We start from the raw sequence: 18,146 nt of genomic DNA, 5'->3' as shown, positions 1-18,146 counted from the left end.
ATAGTGTATGATAAATACTGTAGTGTGTAATTTTAGTACACACTGCAGTGTTTAACGTTATTAAAAGGATTAAAAATGCTATCACGATTTTTTGCTGGACCTGTTAAAGCAGTTGCTGAAACCACAGGCTACTCCCTTGCTGCCGCAGCCGTAGGCTCCGGAGTTTATAGATTCACAACGTTTCAAGATAAAAGCAAAGAAAAAATGCCAGTATCCCAAGAGCAAGAAAATACCCCCAGTAATACAAAATTAAATTTTTAATTCAAAATCCTCATATTTATTTCAATTAATAACCTAAGGATGGTGTTGTCAAAATTTAATTTACAACACCAATCCAATCAATTTTATAATAAATTGAAACTCTAAGCCCATTCCAAACCAGGATGAGAACGTTCAAAGTACTTCTGAACCATTTGGTCTGAAACTAAATCCAAACGCACTGGATGCCATTGAGGATTCTTATCTTTATCAATTAATAGAGCTCGAACACCTTCATAAAAATCGTGGCCATGCATAAAATGACTGACCATATCATAGTCCATTTGCAAACATTGTGCTAAAGATAACCCCTTGGCTTTTTGTAATTGCGCTAATGTCACTTTAAGACTCAAAGGAGATTTCTGTGCTAAAGTATTATCAACCGCCTCAGCCCAAACTGTATTAGCACTTTGTAACGACCCGCGGATCATTTCGACTGTTGGATGAGCAAAACAGACATTAATCGCAGGTTTAATTTGACTAACTTCCTCAGTAGAAGAGGTAGTCGAAAAGGCGTCCACACATCGATTTACTTGCTCCATCGCATCTGCTGATAAATCTTCATTCATTAATGCATCATACAAAGCCGGCATTTGTTGGGAGGGGACTATTTTTTTAATTAATCCTGCTTTCATTGCATCATGCGAGCTCAAGCGATTTCCTGTTAACCCCAGGTAAATACCCAAAGATCCTGGGCATCGGGTTAACAAATAACTTGCACCAATATCAGGAAAGAAACCAATGCCGGTCTCAGGCATAGCGAATACAAAACGCTCACTGGCTATAGGGTGGCTTCCGTGCATGGAAATTCCTACTCCCCCCCCCATCACCATACCATCAATCAGAGCAATATAAGGTTTGCCAAAATGATGGATAAAATGATTTAAACGATATTCGTGCCAAAAAAATTGCATTTGCTCCGCATCATTAACTTGCCCGGAAAAATAAAGGGAACGGATATCACCTCCGGCACAAAAAGCATTTCCAGGAACTGCCCGCACTACGACAGCATGTATGGCGTCATCTTCCTTCCAAAAACTTAATTGTCTCTGGATGTTAAGAATCATATTTAAAGTCAACGCATTCAATGCGTTAGGTCTATTTAATGTAATGACACCTAATGAACCTTCTTGATTAAAAAGTACTTCATCAGTCATGATTATCTTCCTTTGAACTGAGCAACTCGTTTCTCTAGAAATGCCGCAACTCCTTCTCGCTTATCTTCAGAAGCACACACTTTAGCAAAATGAATTGCCTCTAGATGTAACGCATCTGTTAAAGATAAATCATAGCCATGATCTATAACTTCTATAATACCCGCTACAGCAAGAGGCGACATACTTAATATTCCATACAATAATGCTTTACCACGTTCTAACAAAGCTTCTGGTTCAACAACCTCACTAACCAATCCCCAATGTAATGCCGTTTCTGCATTAATAAATCGTCCAGTCAAACACAAATCCAGAGCTCGTCCTTTACCAATTAAACGGGCTAATCGTTGTGTGCCACCATAACCGGGAATAACCCCTAGCTTTACTTCAGGCTGACCAAACTGAGCTTTTGTTGAAGCAATTCTTAATGTTGCAGAGATAGCTAATTCGCAACCACCACCGAAGGAAAATCCATTTACCGCTGCCAATGAAGGTTTACCCAAAGTTTCCAAAAGTCGAAACACTTCTTGTCCACGACAAGCAAATTCATATCCTGTTTGAGCGGTACATTCAGCCAAGCGGTTAATATCTGCACCGGCACAAAAAGCTTTGCCATTGCCAGTAATCATCAATGCCTTAACTTTTGGATTTGTTTTTGCATAATGAAATAATTCTTCTAAAGCATCTAACACTTCGGAACTTAAAGCATTTAACTTCTCTGGTCTGTTTAAAGTTAAAGTTAAAATTCCCTGGCTATCCAAATCTTGTTCAATTAAATTCATTCTTTTACTCCCTTTCTATTGAAGAACATAACGTAGCTCGGGTTCCGGTTTACTAACACTAGCTACAAATTACAACCACTCAATCAGCACAGAAAGTGCTCCTCATCCAAAGTTGCCTTGGCTACAATTTCTCGCATAATTTCGTTCGTACCTTCAAGAATTTGATGCACTCTTAAGTCCCTGAATATTCGCTCAATCTTATAATCACGTAAATAACCATAACCACCGTGAATTTGCATAGCCTTGTCACAAATGCGAAACGCGACATCCGTAGCCAAACGTTTAGCCATAGCACAGTATATAGGGACTTGCGGATCATTTTTATCCATGGCACTTGCTGCCCGATAAACCATTAAGCGTGCCGCTTCGTAATCTGTTAACATATCGGCGAAATAAAAACGCAATGCCTGCATATCGGTAAGTGGCTTACCAAATTGTTTACGCTCATGCATATAGCTTTGCGTTAATCGTAAGCAGGCGAGAGCTCCTCCTAAAGAACATGAAGCAATATTAATCCGTCCTCCATTTAAAGCATTCAAGGCAATTTTAAATCCCATCCCCTCCTCGCCAACACGATTGGCAACAGGTACACGACAATTTTCAAAATAGACCATGCAGGTAGGTTGACTATTCCAACCCATTTTTTGCTCTAATTTCCCGAAACTCAATCCTGGAGTGTTTTTTTCGATCAATAAGCAACTTATTCCATGATGTGATTCATCACCAGTTCGAACCATACATAAATAAACATCACTTACTGAACCTCCTGAAATAAAGGCCTTGGAACCATTAAGAATGTAATAATCCCCATCCTTCATAGCTCGAGTTTTTAAAGAAGCCGCATCAGAGCCCGATTCAGGTTCAGTCAGGCAATAACTTCCGATTACTTCCATAGACGTTAATTTAGGTCCCCATTTCTTTCGTAACTCAGAATCGGCATATCGATCAACTAAAGAGGTAACCATGTTATGAATAGAAAGGTAAGCACTGGTACTGATACAACCAGTCGCCAATTGTTCGAACAATAATGCAGAGTCCAAACGTGTCAATTGTGATCCACCAATATCCTCACGCGCCATCATCCCAGCCATTCCTAATGTGGCCGCCTCACGTAAAACCTCAATGGGAAAATAATGATGCTCATCCCAATTATCGGCCATGGGAGCTAATTTGTCGCGTGCAAAATCAGCTGCCATCTCACGAAAAGCTATATGCTCTGCTGTGAATTCAAAATCCATAAACTGTCCTTAGAAAATTTATTCAAATGTATTATTATTGCGAATTTTTACCATCCGTGAAAGATATATGCTTCGAAAATTACCCAAAACATTTTATGAACGGGATACTATTATTGTTGCCAAAGAACTTTTAGGCAAATACATTATTCATAATTATTCAGGAATCGAATACATAGGAAGGATCGTTGAGGTTGAAGCATACCTAGGACAACATGATCTGGCATCCCATTCTTCTAAGGGCATTACTCAAAGAACAAAAGTTATGTATGGGCCTGCTGGTTACGCTTACATCTACTTAATTTATGGAATGTATTACTGTACCAATGTCGTTACTGAAACTGAAGGGACAGGTTCGGCGATATTGTTGCGCGCAATTGAACCCATCAAAAACATTCAAGGACGAACCCAAGGACCTGGTCTACTTTCTAAGGCAATGCATATAGATAGACAATTAAACCAACACGATCTAACCGGTGATACCTTCTATATCGCCGAAGCTGAAAATCAACCATCCATTACTATTGTAGAAAAACCAAGAATAGGGGTCCATTATGCAAAAGATTGGGCAGAAAAATTACTGCGCTTTTATATCAAAGATAATGTGTTTATTTCCAAGCCATAATCCTTATAAAAACAGCATAGCCCTAGGTATCACTACTGAAAAAACTGTCGCTCCCGCCATTTCTAAAGTGACACAGTACGACTATAAGAATAGATTTCCGCCTTCGCGGGAATGACAAAAACCCTTAAACCAATGACCCAAATCCTTAACTTAACCGTAATGACCCTAGGCATTCGTAATAGAACTCTACTGCTTTTTTAAGGATGATGATATGATTGCGAATTTTCTGCGTCCGTGAAAATAATAAGAATAATCACATGGAAACTCTTGCAGCACCGGTAACTCGCAATAAAAACTCACTTGCTGTACTCAAAGAATATTTTGGCTTTGACTCGTTCAGAACACCACAAGAAGACATCATTAATGATGTTATAGCTGGACATGACGTGCTTGTTTTAATGCCCACCGGCGGTGGGAAATCGCTGTGTTATCAAATACCTGCCCTTGTAAGACCCGGTGTAGGTATCGTTGTTTCTCCATTAATTGCGTTAATGGAGGATCAAGTAACTGCGCTCAGATTACAGGGAATTCGTGCTGCTTATTATAACTCCTCTTTAACCAGTGAAGAAGCAAAGAATGTATTAATGCAATTACATCAAGATGAACTGGATTTGCTGTACATTGCTCCTGAGCGCTTGATTAGCACCTCCTTCTTGGAGCGATTAAACGAATGTCACATCGCACTTTTTGCCATTGATGAAGCCCATTGCATCTCCCAGTGGGGGCATGATTTTCGTCCCGAGTATTCTGCGTTAGGTATTTTAAAAAATCATTTTCCTGATATTCCAATTATTGCTTTAACTGCCACGGCTGATAAACAAACACGCCAAGATATTGTGGATAGGTTAAACTATTTACCCAAAAAATATATTGCTTCATTTAACAGACCCAATATCCATTACAAAGTAGTTCCTAAGACCAATGTTGCCAAGCAATTAAATCAGTTTTTACAAACCGTGGAACAACAATCAGGAATTATTTATTGTGGGACACGTAATGGGGTAGAAAATCTGGCTCAAAAACTACAAGAAATGGGATTCAAAGCCCGTGCCTATCATGCCGGACTTTCTCATAATGAGCGTCGAGAAGTGCAAACTTTATTCAGATATGATCGCATTGATATTGTTGTTGCTACCATCGCTTTTGGGATGGGAATAGATAAGCCTAATGTTCGTTTCGTCGTACATCACGATTTACCTAAAAATATTGAAGGGTACTATCAAGAAACAGGACGTGCTGGGCGTGATGGCCTACCAGCTCAAGCACTCTTACTTTATAACGCAGCAGACAGCGCCAGACTACGCTCGTGGATCATGAATAACCCGCTGGATGAACAAAGACGAGTTGAAACCAGCAAGCTTAACCATATGCTTGCTTTTGCTGAAGCATCTCATTGCCGTCGACAAATTTTATTACGCTATTTTGATGAGCTCTGTGACACTGAATGCAAGTATTGTGACGTCTGTGATAATCCACCAATAACTGCTGATGCGACAGAAGACGCGCAAAAATTCTTATCCTGTGTTTATCGATTGCGTCAAAATTATGGTTTAACGTATACCATAGAAGTATTACGTGGTAGTTCTTCAGATAAAATTAAACAATATGGCCATGAGCAGCTCAGTACCTTTGGCATTGGTAAAAACAAATCAGCCTATTACTGGAAGCAACTCGCCTGGCAACTCATCCATAAAGAATATTGCCTACAAGATATGAATCAGTTTCAAGTTCTTAAACTAACACCCAAAGCTATTCCTTTGCTTAAAGGCGAAGAAAAAATATCACTGACCATACCTAATACTGAGTTTCAGGGCAGTAAAAAGAAAGCCAAAGAACGACGTTCGATTCAAGCCACAAATAGCCCTCTATTCGAGTTGCTGCGTGCATTAAGACGTGAGTTAGCAGATGAGGAAAACAAACCACCCTTTATGATTTTCAGTGATGCAACCTTGCATGCAATGACTGAAATAAGACCTCAAAACTTGGATCAGCTACTTGCAGTACCTGGTGTGGGGCAACATAAGTTGGCTCATTATGGAAGCCAGTTCCTTACTGTTTTGAATAACTATAGTGAATAAATGAGCTGAGGGAACAATTAGCTTCGACAACCTAGATAGTACAACAAAAGCAGGAGTACTGGGCACAAAAGCCCTCCATTGTTATGGTAATATCAACTCGCCCTGAGCGTTAAAACGATATCGCTTTTGATCCCACCCTTCACCAAAAAGTCTTAGTACTGAACTGTAGTAACTGTCAGCTGTCAGTTCGACTGCATCAATATGCTGTCTTTGTACTACAAGCTCAGAAGGAATATTTGCAAATAAAGGTAATAGTGCAGCAGTAAAACCAATAGAGCCCTTACCCTGTGTTTTACCGCTAACAATATCAATTTTCTCTGGAGGCGCACCCAGTTGTTGCGTCAAACTAATAATAGGTAAATAATGTTGTATCAATTCTGTTGCCTGAGTTGCTTGATGATCTAACATCCCTACCCAAAGATACACACGAATCGCATTATAACTACCTAAATTAGGATCCTTTTGATCAGGCTGCCAACCAACATTCTTTTTCCAAATAACCCAATCTGGGGCGAACCCTTTAGGAGACGTTTCTAACAGCAAGCGCCTGCTGTTGCGTTCTAGCTTACTCCATTTGCTGTTCAGTGAAGTAAATCGAGCAAATAACTGTGGCGGTAAATAACTGGGATTAAGGCGCCAGGAATTTTTAAAATTAAACCCGAATTTACCTGGAAGTAACATAAGTCCAAATCCCGGAATTTGAGTAACTTCTTCTTTAAGAATGCGTTGGAGAAGCTTTTTACCAAGAGAATTATAACGTTCTTTTTTCCATAAACGTCCCGCTTCAAGTAAATCATAAGCAATCCATAGATCAGCATCGGCTGCAGAATTACTGTCTAAAACAGTCCATTTTTTTTTGGAATTTTGTCCCCATGCCCATGCAGGTAGACGTTTTCCCAAATCACCTTCAGCAAGATTATTTTCTGTCCAATGTAATAATTGATCAAACGTAGATTGATCATTAGCAACCAATGCAAAAAATAATCCATAACTTTGGCCTTCGGACGTAGTCTTCCTTTCAGGAAGCTGTGGATCAATAACTCGTCCATCCTTACTAATGTAGTATTGCTTAAATTTTTCCCACATTGGCCATTGTGTACCTGCCAGACCGTTACTAATACCTAATAAAAATAAGAAAAAACCAGATATTAATTTCTTATTTCTTAATTTAAAAATCACGTTTTATCCTGTTGAGAACTATTTAAACGACGCTTACTAATTCGCAATAAAGCATTCCAAATCAAGAATGTGACTATGATAGCGGCCAAAAGAGATAAGAGTGCTAAATTAATTGGATGCTTTTGCAATGAGTACCAAAAACGCTCCCAAAATGGCAAATATCCTAGTTGATACGTATTACCCACTCGGAAGCTGTTAATACCAGAATCACGGATTACCGCTATCGAACCAAAGATTTTGTCTACATTTTTATTATTGGTTATTGCCCTATTGAGCAGGGTAAAGCCTTGTTGGTTTTCTGCTAATAAAGCAATAATGCTGCGTTTTTTATAATAGGGTGATTCAATACCAAGAATAGCAGCTACAGACCCCATAGCACTAACAGTAGTTTTGCTCTCAGCAGCGCTGAAAGGAGTCTCTCGATGTGTATCTGGCATCGCATTTCTATTTAAAGGTTTTTTAATCCAATCCGTTTTATTGATCAATATATTGAGATCGTCATTATCTTGAAGCTCTTTGGGTAGTACACCAATTATCAAGAGATCTGCATCTCTATTTTTCACATGAGACCAGTCATCTGTTAAAGTCATCGCCAAAATAGGATAACCTGTTGCTGCACCAATATTACCGGATACATTAAGTAATGTAGTCAATGCTTCAGTCTGTGATCGTGGATCAATATACACAATTGTTTGTGACAGATCCGCCAGAATGCTAAAAGGAAAACCAGAGTTCATAAATACTTTTAAATTGGGCAAAGTAATAAAATGAGAATAATTGGATAAATTTAAGGTTGAAGAACCATCAATAGCTCCCGAATTATTAATTACCTGATAGGTAATACACTGATCATTTTGCATTCCCCCGGCAATCTGTGTGCCATATGCAAAATCAAAGATAAATTGATTATGTGCCCCTAACTTCACTGGAACATATAGTTTTTTACTTGTTACTGCCATATTTGCGGTAAGCGTTTTCTCTCCCTTAGGTTCCAGCTGATAGCTTTTCACAAAAGAATTATTCAGACTAATACCCAGTTGTGACATACTGGCTGCTGGTGGTAGCGAGTAACTATACTTTAATCGTAAATCAATGCCTCTGGTTTGATTTAAATATAAATCAGGTGGTGTATTAAATCGGAGAGAAACTGGATAAGGAGTATAGCCTTTGGTTTGTAGTTGCCCCTCAAATTCTTCTAATTTTGCAAAAGATACTGGTCTATCTGTAGGAACCCAATTTGGTGCGTCGTAAGGTTTTCGGACCGCTAACATTTTTACGTTTTCGATTGTTACACTTGGTCCTCGGAAAAGAACATTACCTTGTGCAATGCCTTGAACTGCAGTTAATAAATCCTGATCGTCACGCCCCAAAATCAACAGTAGTTTGACATAGGGATTATTTGGATGACTGATCATCTCGACTGTAGGCGCTTCTACAGTTTTATGATTTTTCAAGAAATCAGGTCTCTGGGTATTCGTAGCAAATACTACTGCATGGCCTGTGGGTAATTGGTTATATAAAACAGGAAAAAAAGCACCGCGCCATAAGGATTTACTACCAAACCAAGAGGCCAAAATTGCTGCGGCACGTTGTTGCATTAAATCAGGTTGATTAGCGAATATTATGGGCATATTTAACTGATTATTATCAAGTGGATCGAAGAAAGGTTCTGGAAAATGTGAAAGATCATTTTTCAAAAGCAAGGTTTGAAAATTCAACTCAAGGTAGCTAAGTTTGTCAATATCTATCCATATGGAGCTGTGTGCCGGATTTTCACAAATTGATTTATAATGACCAATAAACTCCAGTCGGAGACGATTAAAATCATTTATAAAACGAGGATCGATGGGTACATCTTTAGAATTTAGTTTACCTAATTGTTCCTCACTAATTGCGATAACATCTACCAATTGATCATTTAGATAAATTTTAAGCTGTGATAATAAAGGAATCAGTGCTGGTGAAGGAATGAATTGCAAATGCAATACTGCTTGAAATACCAGCTCATCCTTACGCATGCTGAACTCGATATTTCTTCCCGTAGTGAAATTACCTAAAGTAAAATTCCCTTGCTGCTGATTTAAGTTATTAAAATACAATTGAACTTTTCGGGTTGGAACATTGGCTGGAGCAGATAATATCGGTTTTGCAGAAGGAGGATTCACTGAAACGTCAGGGGCCGCGTTTAACTGAACACTAGCACATCCCAAAGTCAGCAATATAATACGGATTATTCTTCTTCTCATTATCTCATCCATTAGTTTTTAAATTTAATTCAAATTCAAATAATAATAATTAGCAATTACTCTTTAATTTAGGCTTGTGAGGAAGAAATGTTCCCATCCAAATAACTGCGTTGCTAAAGCCTATTAGCATTTTTCGAATTCTATAGGGTGTATATTCTATGATATCGTAATAACCACGCAAGTCCAGAGCAAATACGTCTTGCATGCTTTTTAGGGGCTTATCCTGACTAAACTCATCTTGCCACAACGACCAGACATCCGCTCGTGCGAAGGTGCATTGGATAAAGTCAATATTTTGCCTTAGAGATAACTCATGTAATTGAATACCAATTTTGCGATTAAAGGTATAGGCAATAGTTCCTTGAAAAGCAAATTCATCATGTCCACGTTTGAGAAGAAGAGTGATCTCTTCTCCTGCCTCAAACAAGCCCTGTTTTTCCAGTTGTATACCTACTCCTTTATCAGAATAATCCCTCAAAGTACATTGAAATACATGGCCATCAGCGCGCATAACTGCTGCGGGCATAACAAAAGTTACGCGAGGTGCTCTACGCCTTTGCCTTGCTTCAATACTTACACCCAGCGCCCCGCCAAGAATAGCTATATTATACAAAGACCAGGTTGCTGTAATGAGAACAGCTAAAATTGTTGCCGCCGGGTCAACCGTCAAACGAAAACCTGCCGCGATCAAGCCCGCAATATTAATAATTAATAACGTGATATAAGGTCGTGCAGTCAGCCAATCTACATGTGTTTCTGCAGTAATATCCCCTTTGGGAGTGACATTAAAACGCCCTTTATGGGGATTGATCAAAGCCATGGTCGTAGGCACCGCAATATACCAGGCCATAACAGTTTCATAGATTTCATTCCAAAGAAAATGACGAAACCGTCCTTGAATTTGGTTATTCGTTAATACAGCATGAATAATATGAGGTATAGCATAAAGCAATATCATCACTCCAGACGCATAGACCACGTAAGCATCCAAAATTAAGAATGCTGCTGGAGTGATAAAAAAGATTAAGCGAGGAAGTCCAGAAAGAAAATGCAACATTGCATTGAAATAGCAAAGTCGTTGCCCAAAGTCTAAGCCTCTGCCCAGTAAGGGATTATCTATTCGCAAAATCTGTGTCATACCACGTGCCCAACGAATACGTTGAGCCACATGATTTGCAAGACTTTCAGTGGCTAGTCCTGCAGCCAATGGAATTCGAATGTAAGCAGAATTATAACCAAGCCGTTGAAGTCGTAATGAAGTATGGGCATCTTCGGTAACACTTTCTACTGCAAGACCACCAATTTTTTCCAATGCCGAACGGCGCATAATACCGCTGGAACCACAAAAGTATGTTGCATTCCAAGTATCATTCCCGTCCTGAACCACTCCATAGAACAAGGCACTTTCGTTAGGAGTTTTGCGAAACGATTTCAAATTGCGCTCGAAGGGATCTGGTGAGAAAAAGTGATGTGGGGTTTGTAAAATAGCAAGATTAGGATCTTTCAAAAACCAACCTACAGTCAATTGCAAAAAAGGATGGGTAATCACATAGTCGCAATCAAAAATTGCCACCAACTCACCATTTGAATGCTTTAGGGCATAGTTAATATTGCCAGCTTTTGCATGATCATGGTTAGGACGTGCTATATAATGCACACCGACTTCCTCTGCAAATGCTTTAAATTCAGGACGGTTACCATCATCTAAGATATAAATATTAAGTTTTTCTTTTGGCCAATTCACTCCTAAGGCCGAGTATACTCCAGGTTTTAATATACTGAGATCCTCATTATAAGTTGCGATCATAATATCTACAGTGGGCCATGTAGAATGATCAGCAGGCAATTCTACAGGCTGACGATGTAATGGCCAAAGGCTTTGAAAGTATCCCAATATCATCACCAGCCAAATATAAGTTTCAGCAAAGATAAGCAAGCTGCCAAATATCACACTCACGGTATCATCCCAGACCAAAGTGTAGGCATATCTCCACCACAGATAACGACATGACACAATCACAGAAAGAACCACGAGCATAATGGTACTCATATGCCCAGGAACTTTACGGATACTCATTGCCATTAACCAGAGGAGCACGACAAAAATAAATTGTGCTATTGGTGCAAATGGTTGAGTAATACAAATTAATAACAATAACGCTGAAAAAATGCTTAATACAATAAACAAGATACGGCGCACAATATTATTTGCTTGTCTAAAATGCTTGGTAGTCTGTTTTCCGACTTTACTGGCTTCGATCTTTGAGGGCAGCTGTTCTATCCAAGAATAGTAATAATCAAGACCTCTTTTCCAAAGACTATTTTTATCATAAACCGAATTTTTATTTTGTTCTGGAAAGAACAAAATTAACCACATGCTTTGGATTAAATACCGAAATATGTCTCCAGGACGAGGATGTTTTGTTGAAATATGTGGAAACCAACATTGATGATTCTTACGCATCCATTGCCAACTAGTCGACTCCAGTCTTAAAAAAGTCCAACCTATTAATTGGAATAAAATGATGCACGTTGTGGTCAAAAATGAAATTTGACGATGCCGAAAATGATGGCTAATCTTTTCAACTTTTTTATAAGCCTCATGAGACAAAAGAAAATACAAGAGATTACTCATTTTGTATTTCCAAAATCATTACTCATGCACCAATCGGCTAATGCATTAACATCTTGAGTTATTAAACTATGTGGGTGATATTCACCTATAGGTTTTTTAGCAGCAAGCGACTCAGCCATTGCTTCATCACTATGAAGTATTATTGGTAAAAAATTAGGTAATAACCGCTGCCATAATTCATATAAATCTTTTTGTAATGACTTGGCTGGAGAATAATGATTCATTAAAAAATAGCAATTCTCTGGAGTTTTTTGTTGATGTAAACGAATATGGCAATTAACGTCTGGGGTCAACAATAAGAATACAACATCAGCGTTATCTAATCCTTGTTGAGTGAGTAACTTAGTATCTGAGGGCAAGTCTAGTACAATCCAATCATAATTATCTTTAGTAAATAAATATTCTATATTTTTTTGCCAAAAATCAGGATTTTTCTGGAGATCGTTTTCTAAGTTAACACGCTCGACATGAGTTATTTTGCCAAAAGGCAAATAATCCAATTGGGGGGTGTAAGCCTGGATATTTTCGCTCCAATCTTGTTTATCCTGATAGGATCGCGCCCAACCCTCTACCTGTTCAAAAGGCATATTAAAATGCAAACGCAACAAATTATCTGGCGTAAAATCAATAACCAATACTGATTGCTTCAGTTGCTGCAATGCCCAAGCCAGGCCAACAGCAATAGAGGTTGCACCTACCCCTCCACGGATTCCTTGCAGCGCAATTACAGGCATGCTTTTTTTCCTATTTAATTTTTGAGCTCATGTCACAAAGCTCTTTTAATATTGTCCAACGTTCGGTTATTTCTGTGATAATTCGTTGTTTTGATACATCTACATAAGTTAACTGAGGTAAAGAGTGGATCTTTCTCAGTGCCAGCAAATCATCCTGAAGCCCTAGAGATTTCAGTCCATGAGAATCTAATATTTGATTCTTCATGCTACACCTTACAAGCTGTCTATAAATCGGACTTATTCATTTAAAACATAGCTCGCTTTGATAAAAAAATCAATTTTATCTAGCCTGTTACCTCTCAATTATGGTGATCAGGTTTCAGCAAAGTGAAACAAGAGTTTACTTTTTCGATATCTCTACTGGTGTGAACTGTGTTCAAGCTAGCCCCCTATACCTGAATCACTTTGAATGAGAGAAAGAAGCATGAGTTGACGCCTGCCTTTTTTCAATGAGTTCCTCTGCTTTAACAACGATTGGATTTTCTTGTAAGGGTTCCCCCGGATGAGTTAATTTACGGAGTTCTTTATATTGCTCTAACTCCTGTTCTCGCATATAGAGTTCAAATTCTTTGTAAAAAGCCTTGCCCTTCTCATCGCCAAGAATTTCAACAAATTGTTCATATAAACCTGTTTTTGGATTACTGTAAAAACAAATATCCATGAATTTTTTCTGATAAATCGAAGAAAATTGATAAGGTTCTCCAACCAACTCAGGTATTTGATTAAACAAAATATCCACTCCTTTTTCCTGAGATGAGTTTCTTGCTTGATATAAAAGCTCGATCACTTGCTGGCGTTTTTCCTTAGGAACAACAATCGATCGAATCGCTGCGAATTTTTTGTTTTCATCATTCAAAAAAGGAGCGCCACCTACCCGAGCACCTCGCTCAGCAAGTGAGAGTTTCATATGTTCATCTGACATATTTTTTAAAGTAGCAAGAATAGCATGGCCTGTAAAACCCGTGGCCTGGAAAGCCATGCCCTCACTATCTAAACGCCTTAATATATCTTCAACTGTGGTATCAGATTGAAGTTTATCTAACGCAGCTAATAAAGGTTCAAACTTTGAAGAGTCCTCTGGATGTTTCTCTTTAATAAAATCATGCAAATGGTCACCCAAGACCTTAATTCCTTCATCAAATAGACCCGAACCATATTTGACATCAGCATTAGGAAATTTAAGAACTTCATTCAACTTCTCTCCACCAAAAATAAAATAAAGTCTTCGTCTAGCATAATATTCTCTATAATCAATCTGATACGCATCAAAGAAATGCTTAATCATTTCCTGAGGAAAAGTATTCAAAGGGGTTATAGTAATAACTGATTGATTTTTATCATTTTTGTCTAAGACATCAGCTTTCGCTCTCAGCAACAATGGAATGACATCGAAATTATGAGATTCCACAGCCGACAATAAGGCAGTATTACCCTGAGCATCTCTTAATTTGACCAACTGGTTTCTGGTCTTAGGATCTAGAGTAACATTTAGTATTTTATTTATTTCATCACTTTGCTTATGCATAACTCCTGAATGTAAAGGCGATTCGCCTTTATTATTTTTTTTCAGGATCAAATTAGGACTATGAGAATGAATATAACTTTCAGCATTTCCGAAATTCCCTTTAGCGAGCAACAAATGAAATGCTGTATTTCCTTCTCCATCTTGTTCCTCCAACGAGCTACCTTTGTGATGTAAGAGCTCGACAAGATCCTCGGAATTAATTTCTGCGGCTACTAATAATGGAGTTTTTCCTTGAGAATTTCTATCTTGCAGTGAAAAATGCCCTCCAGAAATTAAATGATCAACAAGAGTAGTCTGACCGTTTTTTATTGCCACAAACAATGCATTATCTCCCTCCCTATCCTTATCATGAATAGGTGAAGGATCTAACTTAAGAAAATAATCGACTAATTGTGTCTTACCCAAATGTGCCGCTAATAATAGAGGAGTCATTTGAAATTGATCTGTAACTGATAAAGAAGCACCATGTTCCACTAACCATTGTACTGTTACCAAATCTCCTCTGTTTACAGCATCAATCAAAGCTTGGTCTTTTTCATTTGAAGTACTAAGAGTCGCTAGTAAATCAGCGATCTCTAGTTGAGACGTCTCTAACGCAAGTTGAAAAGCTGTTTTCCCTTGATTGTCTTTTAGATCAGCAGAGAGTCCACACCCTAACAGAAATGTAACGCAGGCCAAATGTCCATTTTTTGCGGCTACCAGTAAAGCGTTTTCCCCCTTATCATTCACGATAGTCAGATCAATACCTTTGCCACTTAAAAATTCAAGTGTATTTAATTGTCCATTTTCAGCAGCAAAAAAGGCGGCATTTTCTTCGTGAATATTTTTTTGATGTAGGTCTGCGCCTTTTTCAAGTAAGTACTCCAAAATTTTTAAATTTCCCCTCCCAGCTGCCAGCATTAACGGAGTATTACCGTAATTGTCTCTGACTTTTGCTGCGAACTCTTCAGGAAATAATTTAATTGCATCCAATCGATCGTTCAATGCAGCGAAATGGACACCAGACCATCCATCTTTGGTTTGATGACGAAGTAAATTTTCTTTATTCCGAGTAATATCTAAAAGAATCTGCAATGCCGTAACATCACCAAGAGCACTCGCAACTAGGGCAATTTTTTCGAGTCCTTGCCTACGCAAACCGGTTGGAGGCAAGCCCTTTAATCTATTGTACTGTTTTGAGATAACCAATTTTGCAGACTCACTTAATTGGGGATTAGATTCTAATAATGGCATCGTATTTAATGATGAATGCAAATAACAACACTCTAGAGGGGTAAATCCATTATCATTGGTAATTTCAAGTATTGAACTATTGAAATCCTCTGCTTTTCTCATAAGCACCTTCAGAATTTCAAGTTGATCATATATTGCTGCCAGATGCATAAGCGTATTACCACTTTCATCCGTCATGAGAAAATTTTCTTCATATACACTGGACATTAGCCATTGAAATTGAACCAAATTTCCCTGTTTAATTGCGGCTTTGAGTAACGCTTCTTTTCCCATTAAATGGTTATCCTAATCTTTCATTCTATTAATGAAAGTATAGTTCGTTTGTATAAAACAATATGAGAAAAGTACTAGGCAAATCCTAATGAGCGAGCCAAATTAATGAAAAAGCTCTGTAATACAACATATGGATTATCCGTTCTGATAAAGAGTTAATTCACGTAATACTGCCGTTGCATAAGCTCCAGCAGGCAAACTAAAAGATAACTCAGCGTAATTATCTTTAATCACGCAGCTAAATTGTTCTACATGCAGAATATTAGCGCGCCAATCCTCCTCTAAACCATAACGCTCCAAACCGGCTAACCAGGGTTGCCAATCAAGATAAATTTTATTAATCAATTGTAATGCTTCATCTTTGACTTTGTATTTACTTTTCCCCGGTAAGGGGCTTGCAGGAGAGATATCTTTGTCTTGAATCCTTTGAAGTAATTCATTATCAACGCGATCGATAACAAAAATACTGTTTGATCCTTGAAGTTGCATCACATCTCCAGGCAGAGGAGTATTCCAACTTTGTTCCAAAACACGATGAGATAGAATCAAATTATAAATCCATGAACGTGCGGCAGAACAATACATCCCTCGTAAAAAACGGTCTTTGACCTTATGCCCCCGAACAAGCATCTCTTCTGCTTTTAACACATTGCCTGCATTACGACCAAATCGCTGTTCTCCAAAATAGTTAGGAACACCAAGCTTTTTAATTCGTTCGATACGATCGAGTAAATCTTCTGGATGAGTGATTTCGCGCAAACGCAGAATAAATTGATTTCCCGTTAAAAATCCCGGTTTCAATTTTTTATGATGGCGTGTGCACTCCAAAATGCGCCAACCCGGTGCCGAAAGTTGTGCGATTTCTGGAATCTGTTCCCCAGGAGCATGAATGCTCAACCATTGAGTCGTCAATGCGTGTCTGTCCTTTAATCCCGCATAACCAATCGCTTTCTCTGGCTTATGCACTAGTTTTGCCAACGATTTAACCACTTCTGTAGTGGTTAAGCCTGATTTTTGTATTTTGAGAACAATGTGTTCTCCTTCTCCAGAAAATGGACTATCAAAAAACTCATTCACTTGAAAGTCTTCGGGAGTGCATTTAAAAAATGAAGTGGACTTTGGGACTCCATTAACATAGGACCAATCTAAAGAATACATTGAATGACCTTTGCAGAAATTTACTCTACTTTTTACCAAAAATTTGATAAAAAACTATATAATTCAAAAAATTTTAAGTGCATACTTACAAATAAACTGCACAATTTATTAATTGTTACTAATGGATAGATTAGCAAATGAATGCCACATTTCCACCGATACGTAAAGCAGTATTTCCAGTAGCAGGTTTAGGTACACGATTTTTACCCGCAACGAAAGCAGCACCCAAAGAAATGTTAACTGTTGTAAATAAGCCTTTGATTCAATATGCGGTTGAAGAAGCTTATGCAGCCGGAATACGCCAAATGATCTTTGTCACATGTCATAATAAACGTGCCATTGAAGATCATTTTGACCTGGCCTATCAACTCGAGAATGAGTTAGAGCTTCATGATAAAAATGAACTTTTATCTATAGTGAAATCAGTAACACCTGATGATATGGAATGTTTTTATGTGCGTCAGGCAAAACCACTTGGTTTGGGACATGCCGTTTTATGTGTGGAACAAATCGTTTGCAATGAAGCATTTGCTGTAATTCTTGCAGATGACCTAATGACAAATACAACACCAGTTATCCAACAATTGAACGAAATGTATCAACAATATGGTCATAGTATTGTTGCAGTTGAAAACGTTCCTCAAGAATTAACAGAATGTTATGGTATTATTCAAGGTGCTCCTTGGGATCAAAACCTTTTGAGCATACATCATCTTGAGGAAAAACCTAAACCACACCTTGCTGCATCAAATATTGCAATCGTAGGTCGTTATGTTCTTACCCCAAGTATTTTTGAACACATCAAAATGTTGCCTCGCGTGGAACATAAAGAGATTCAATTAACTGATGCAATTAATGGGTTAGTAAAAAAAGAAACGGTTTTAGCATTACCTTATGAGGGAAAACGATATGATTGTGGGAGTGTCCTCGGTTTTCTTAAAGCGAATGTAGACTTAGGAAAGGAGCATCCTACTGAAGGGAAAAATTTTTCCAAGTGGCTTGAAGATTAAATAATAAGATTGAGAAGGTAT

Annotated in this window: 14 protein-coding genes; 4 read left to right on the top strand and 10 right to left on the bottom strand. The window is 38.2% G+C overall.

Translation table 11 applies throughout. From position 1 onward, the window contains the following. The first annotated feature begins 75 nt into the window (after positions 1-75). Positions 76-261 (top strand): hypothetical protein, encoded by a 186-nt coding sequence (locus tag ACWTEW_RS04955; protein WP_454780656.1) that lies wholly within the window; start codon positions 76-78, stop codon positions 259-261. 101 nt (positions 262-362) lie between these two features. On the opposite strand, the gene ACWTEW_RS04950 is transcribed toward ACWTEW_RS04955, so the two are convergent. The 3 genes from ACWTEW_RS04950 to ACWTEW_RS04940 form a co-directional block, all read right to left on the bottom strand. Then, positions 363-1,415 (bottom strand): enoyl-CoA hydratase/isomerase family protein, encoded by a 1,053-nt coding sequence (locus ACWTEW_RS04950; RefSeq protein WP_454780655.1) that lies wholly within the window; start codon positions 1,413-1,415, stop codon positions 363-365. 2 nt (positions 1,416-1,417) lie between these two features. Beyond that, positions 1,418-2,194 (bottom strand): enoyl-CoA hydratase/isomerase family protein, encoded by a 777-nt coding sequence (locus tag ACWTEW_RS04945; RefSeq protein WP_454780654.1) that lies wholly within the window; start codon positions 2,192-2,194, stop codon positions 1,418-1,420. Between the two features lie 83 nt (positions 2,195-2,277). After that, a complete protein-coding gene (locus ACWTEW_RS04940; RefSeq protein WP_454780653.1) occupies positions 2,278-3,432 on the bottom strand; it encodes an acyl-CoA dehydrogenase family protein in 1,155 nt (384 codons plus the stop codon). Between the two features lie 67 nt (positions 3,433-3,499). On the opposite strand from ACWTEW_RS04940, the gene ACWTEW_RS04935 reads away from it, so the two are divergent. Beyond that, positions 3,500-4,054: a DNA-3-methyladenine glycosylase gene (locus ACWTEW_RS04935; protein WP_454780652.1), complete on the top strand. Its 555-nt coding sequence runs from the start codon at positions 3,500-3,502 to the stop codon at positions 4,052-4,054. Between the two features lie 257 nt (positions 4,055-4,311). Next, on the top strand, positions 4,312-6,132 hold the full coding sequence (gene recQ / locus ACWTEW_RS04930; protein WP_454780651.1) for a DNA helicase RecQ: 1,821 nt from the start codon (positions 4,312-4,314) through the stop codon (positions 6,130-6,132). 81 nt (positions 6,133-6,213) lie between these two features. Here the strand turns inward: recQ and bcsZ are convergent, their stop codons facing one another. From bcsZ to truD, 7 genes are all read right to left on the bottom strand, one after another. Next, a complete protein-coding gene (bcsZ, locus tag ACWTEW_RS04925) occupies positions 6,214-7,311 on the bottom strand; it encodes a cellulose synthase complex periplasmic endoglucanase BcsZ (protein ID WP_454780650.1) in 1,098 nt (365 codons plus the stop codon). Next, positions 7,308-9,557 carry a cellulose biosynthesis cyclic di-GMP-binding regulatory protein BcsB gene (gene bcsB / locus ACWTEW_RS04920; RefSeq protein WP_454780649.1) on the bottom strand — a complete coding sequence of 750 codons (2,250 nt, stop codon included), beginning with the start codon at positions 9,555-9,557 and terminating at the stop codon, positions 7,308-7,310. The genes bcsZ and bcsB overlap by 4 nt, the downstream gene beginning before the upstream one ends. A gap of 49 nt (positions 9,558-9,606) precedes the next feature. After that, positions 9,607-12,192: a UDP-forming cellulose synthase catalytic subunit gene (gene bcsA / locus ACWTEW_RS04915; protein ID WP_454780648.1), complete on the bottom strand. Its 2,586-nt coding sequence runs from the start codon at positions 12,190-12,192 to the stop codon at positions 9,607-9,609. Then, entirely contained in the window at positions 12,189-12,926 is a 738-nt protein-coding gene (gene bcsQ / locus ACWTEW_RS04910) for a cellulose biosynthesis protein BcsQ (RefSeq protein ID WP_454780647.1), read from the bottom strand. Before bcsQ ends, bcsA begins: the two co-directional genes overlap by 4 nt. 10 nt (positions 12,927-12,936) lie before the next feature. Next, positions 12,937-13,131: a cellulose biosynthesis protein BcsR gene (gene bcsR / locus ACWTEW_RS04905; protein WP_454780646.1), complete on the bottom strand. Its 195-nt coding sequence runs from the start codon at positions 13,129-13,131 to the stop codon at positions 12,937-12,939. 195 nt (positions 13,132-13,326) lie between these two features. Continuing rightward, positions 13,327-15,957, bottom strand: coding sequence for an ankyrin repeat domain-containing protein (locus ACWTEW_RS04900; RefSeq protein WP_454780645.1), 2,631 nt, complete (start codon positions 15,955-15,957; stop codon positions 13,327-13,329). Between the two features lie 135 nt (positions 15,958-16,092). Next, positions 16,093-17,115, bottom strand: a complete 1,023-nt coding sequence (truD, locus tag ACWTEW_RS04895) for a tRNA pseudouridine(13) synthase TruD (RefSeq protein WP_454780644.1) — start codon at positions 17,113-17,115, stop codon at positions 16,093-16,095. A gap of 137 nt (positions 17,116-17,252) precedes the next feature. Here truD and galU point away from each other — a divergent pair, with 137 nt between their 5' ends. Next, positions 17,253-18,125 (top strand): UTP--glucose-1-phosphate uridylyltransferase GalU, encoded by an 873-nt coding sequence (gene galU, locus ACWTEW_RS04890; protein ID WP_454780643.1) that lies wholly within the window; start codon positions 17,253-17,255, stop codon positions 18,123-18,125. Positions 18,126-18,146 lie beyond the last annotated feature (21 nt).

Source organism: Legionella stuttgartensis, from assembly GCF_977063405.2.
This window is presented reverse-complemented; position numbering and strand designations above follow the sequence as displayed.

Excerpts from the sequence above, each read along its gene's own strand:
- ACWTEW_RS04955 (WP_454780656.1), top strand. The coding sequence starts at position 76 with ATGCTATCACGATTTTTTGCTGGACCTGTTAAAGCAGTTGCTGAAACC.
- ACWTEW_RS04950 (WP_454780655.1), bottom strand. The coding sequence starts at position 1,415 with ATGACTGATGAAGTACTTTTTAATCAAGAAGGTTCATTAGGTGTCATT.
- ACWTEW_RS04945 (WP_454780654.1), bottom strand. The coding sequence starts at position 2,194 with ATGAATTTAATTGAACAAGATTTGGATAGCCAGGGAATTTTAACTTTA.
- ACWTEW_RS04940 (WP_454780653.1), bottom strand. The coding sequence starts at position 3,432 with ATGGATTTTGAATTCACAGCAGAGCATATAGCTTTTCGTGAGATGGCA.
- ACWTEW_RS04935 (WP_454780652.1), top strand. The coding sequence starts at position 3,500 with ATGCTTCGAAAATTACCCAAAACATTTTATGAACGGGATACTATTATT.
- recQ (WP_454780651.1), top strand. The coding sequence starts at position 4,312 with ATGGAAACTCTTGCAGCACCGGTAACTCGCAATAAAAACTCACTTGCT.
- bcsB (WP_454780649.1), bottom strand. The coding sequence starts at position 9,557 with ATGAGAAGAAGAATAATCCGTATTATATTGCTGACTTTGGGATGTGCT.
- bcsA (WP_454780648.1), bottom strand. The coding sequence starts at position 12,192 with ATGAGTAATCTCTTGTATTTTCTTTTGTCTCATGAGGCTTATAAAAAA.
- bcsQ (WP_454780647.1), bottom strand. The coding sequence starts at position 12,926 with ATGCCTGTAATTGCGCTGCAAGGAATCCGTGGAGGGGTAGGTGCAACC.
- bcsR (WP_454780646.1), bottom strand. The coding sequence starts at position 13,131 with ATGAAGAATCAAATATTAGATTCTCATGGACTGAAATCTCTAGGGCTT.
- ACWTEW_RS04900 (WP_454780645.1), bottom strand. The coding sequence starts at position 15,957 with ATGGGAAAAGAAGCGTTACTCAAAGCCGCAATTAAACAGGGAAATTTG.
- truD (WP_454780644.1), bottom strand. The coding sequence starts at position 17,115 with ATGTATTCTTTAGATTGGTCCTATGTTAATGGAGTCCCAAAGTCCACT.
- galU (WP_454780643.1), top strand. The coding sequence starts at position 17,253 with ATGAATGCCACATTTCCACCGATACGTAAAGCAGTATTTCCAGTAGCA.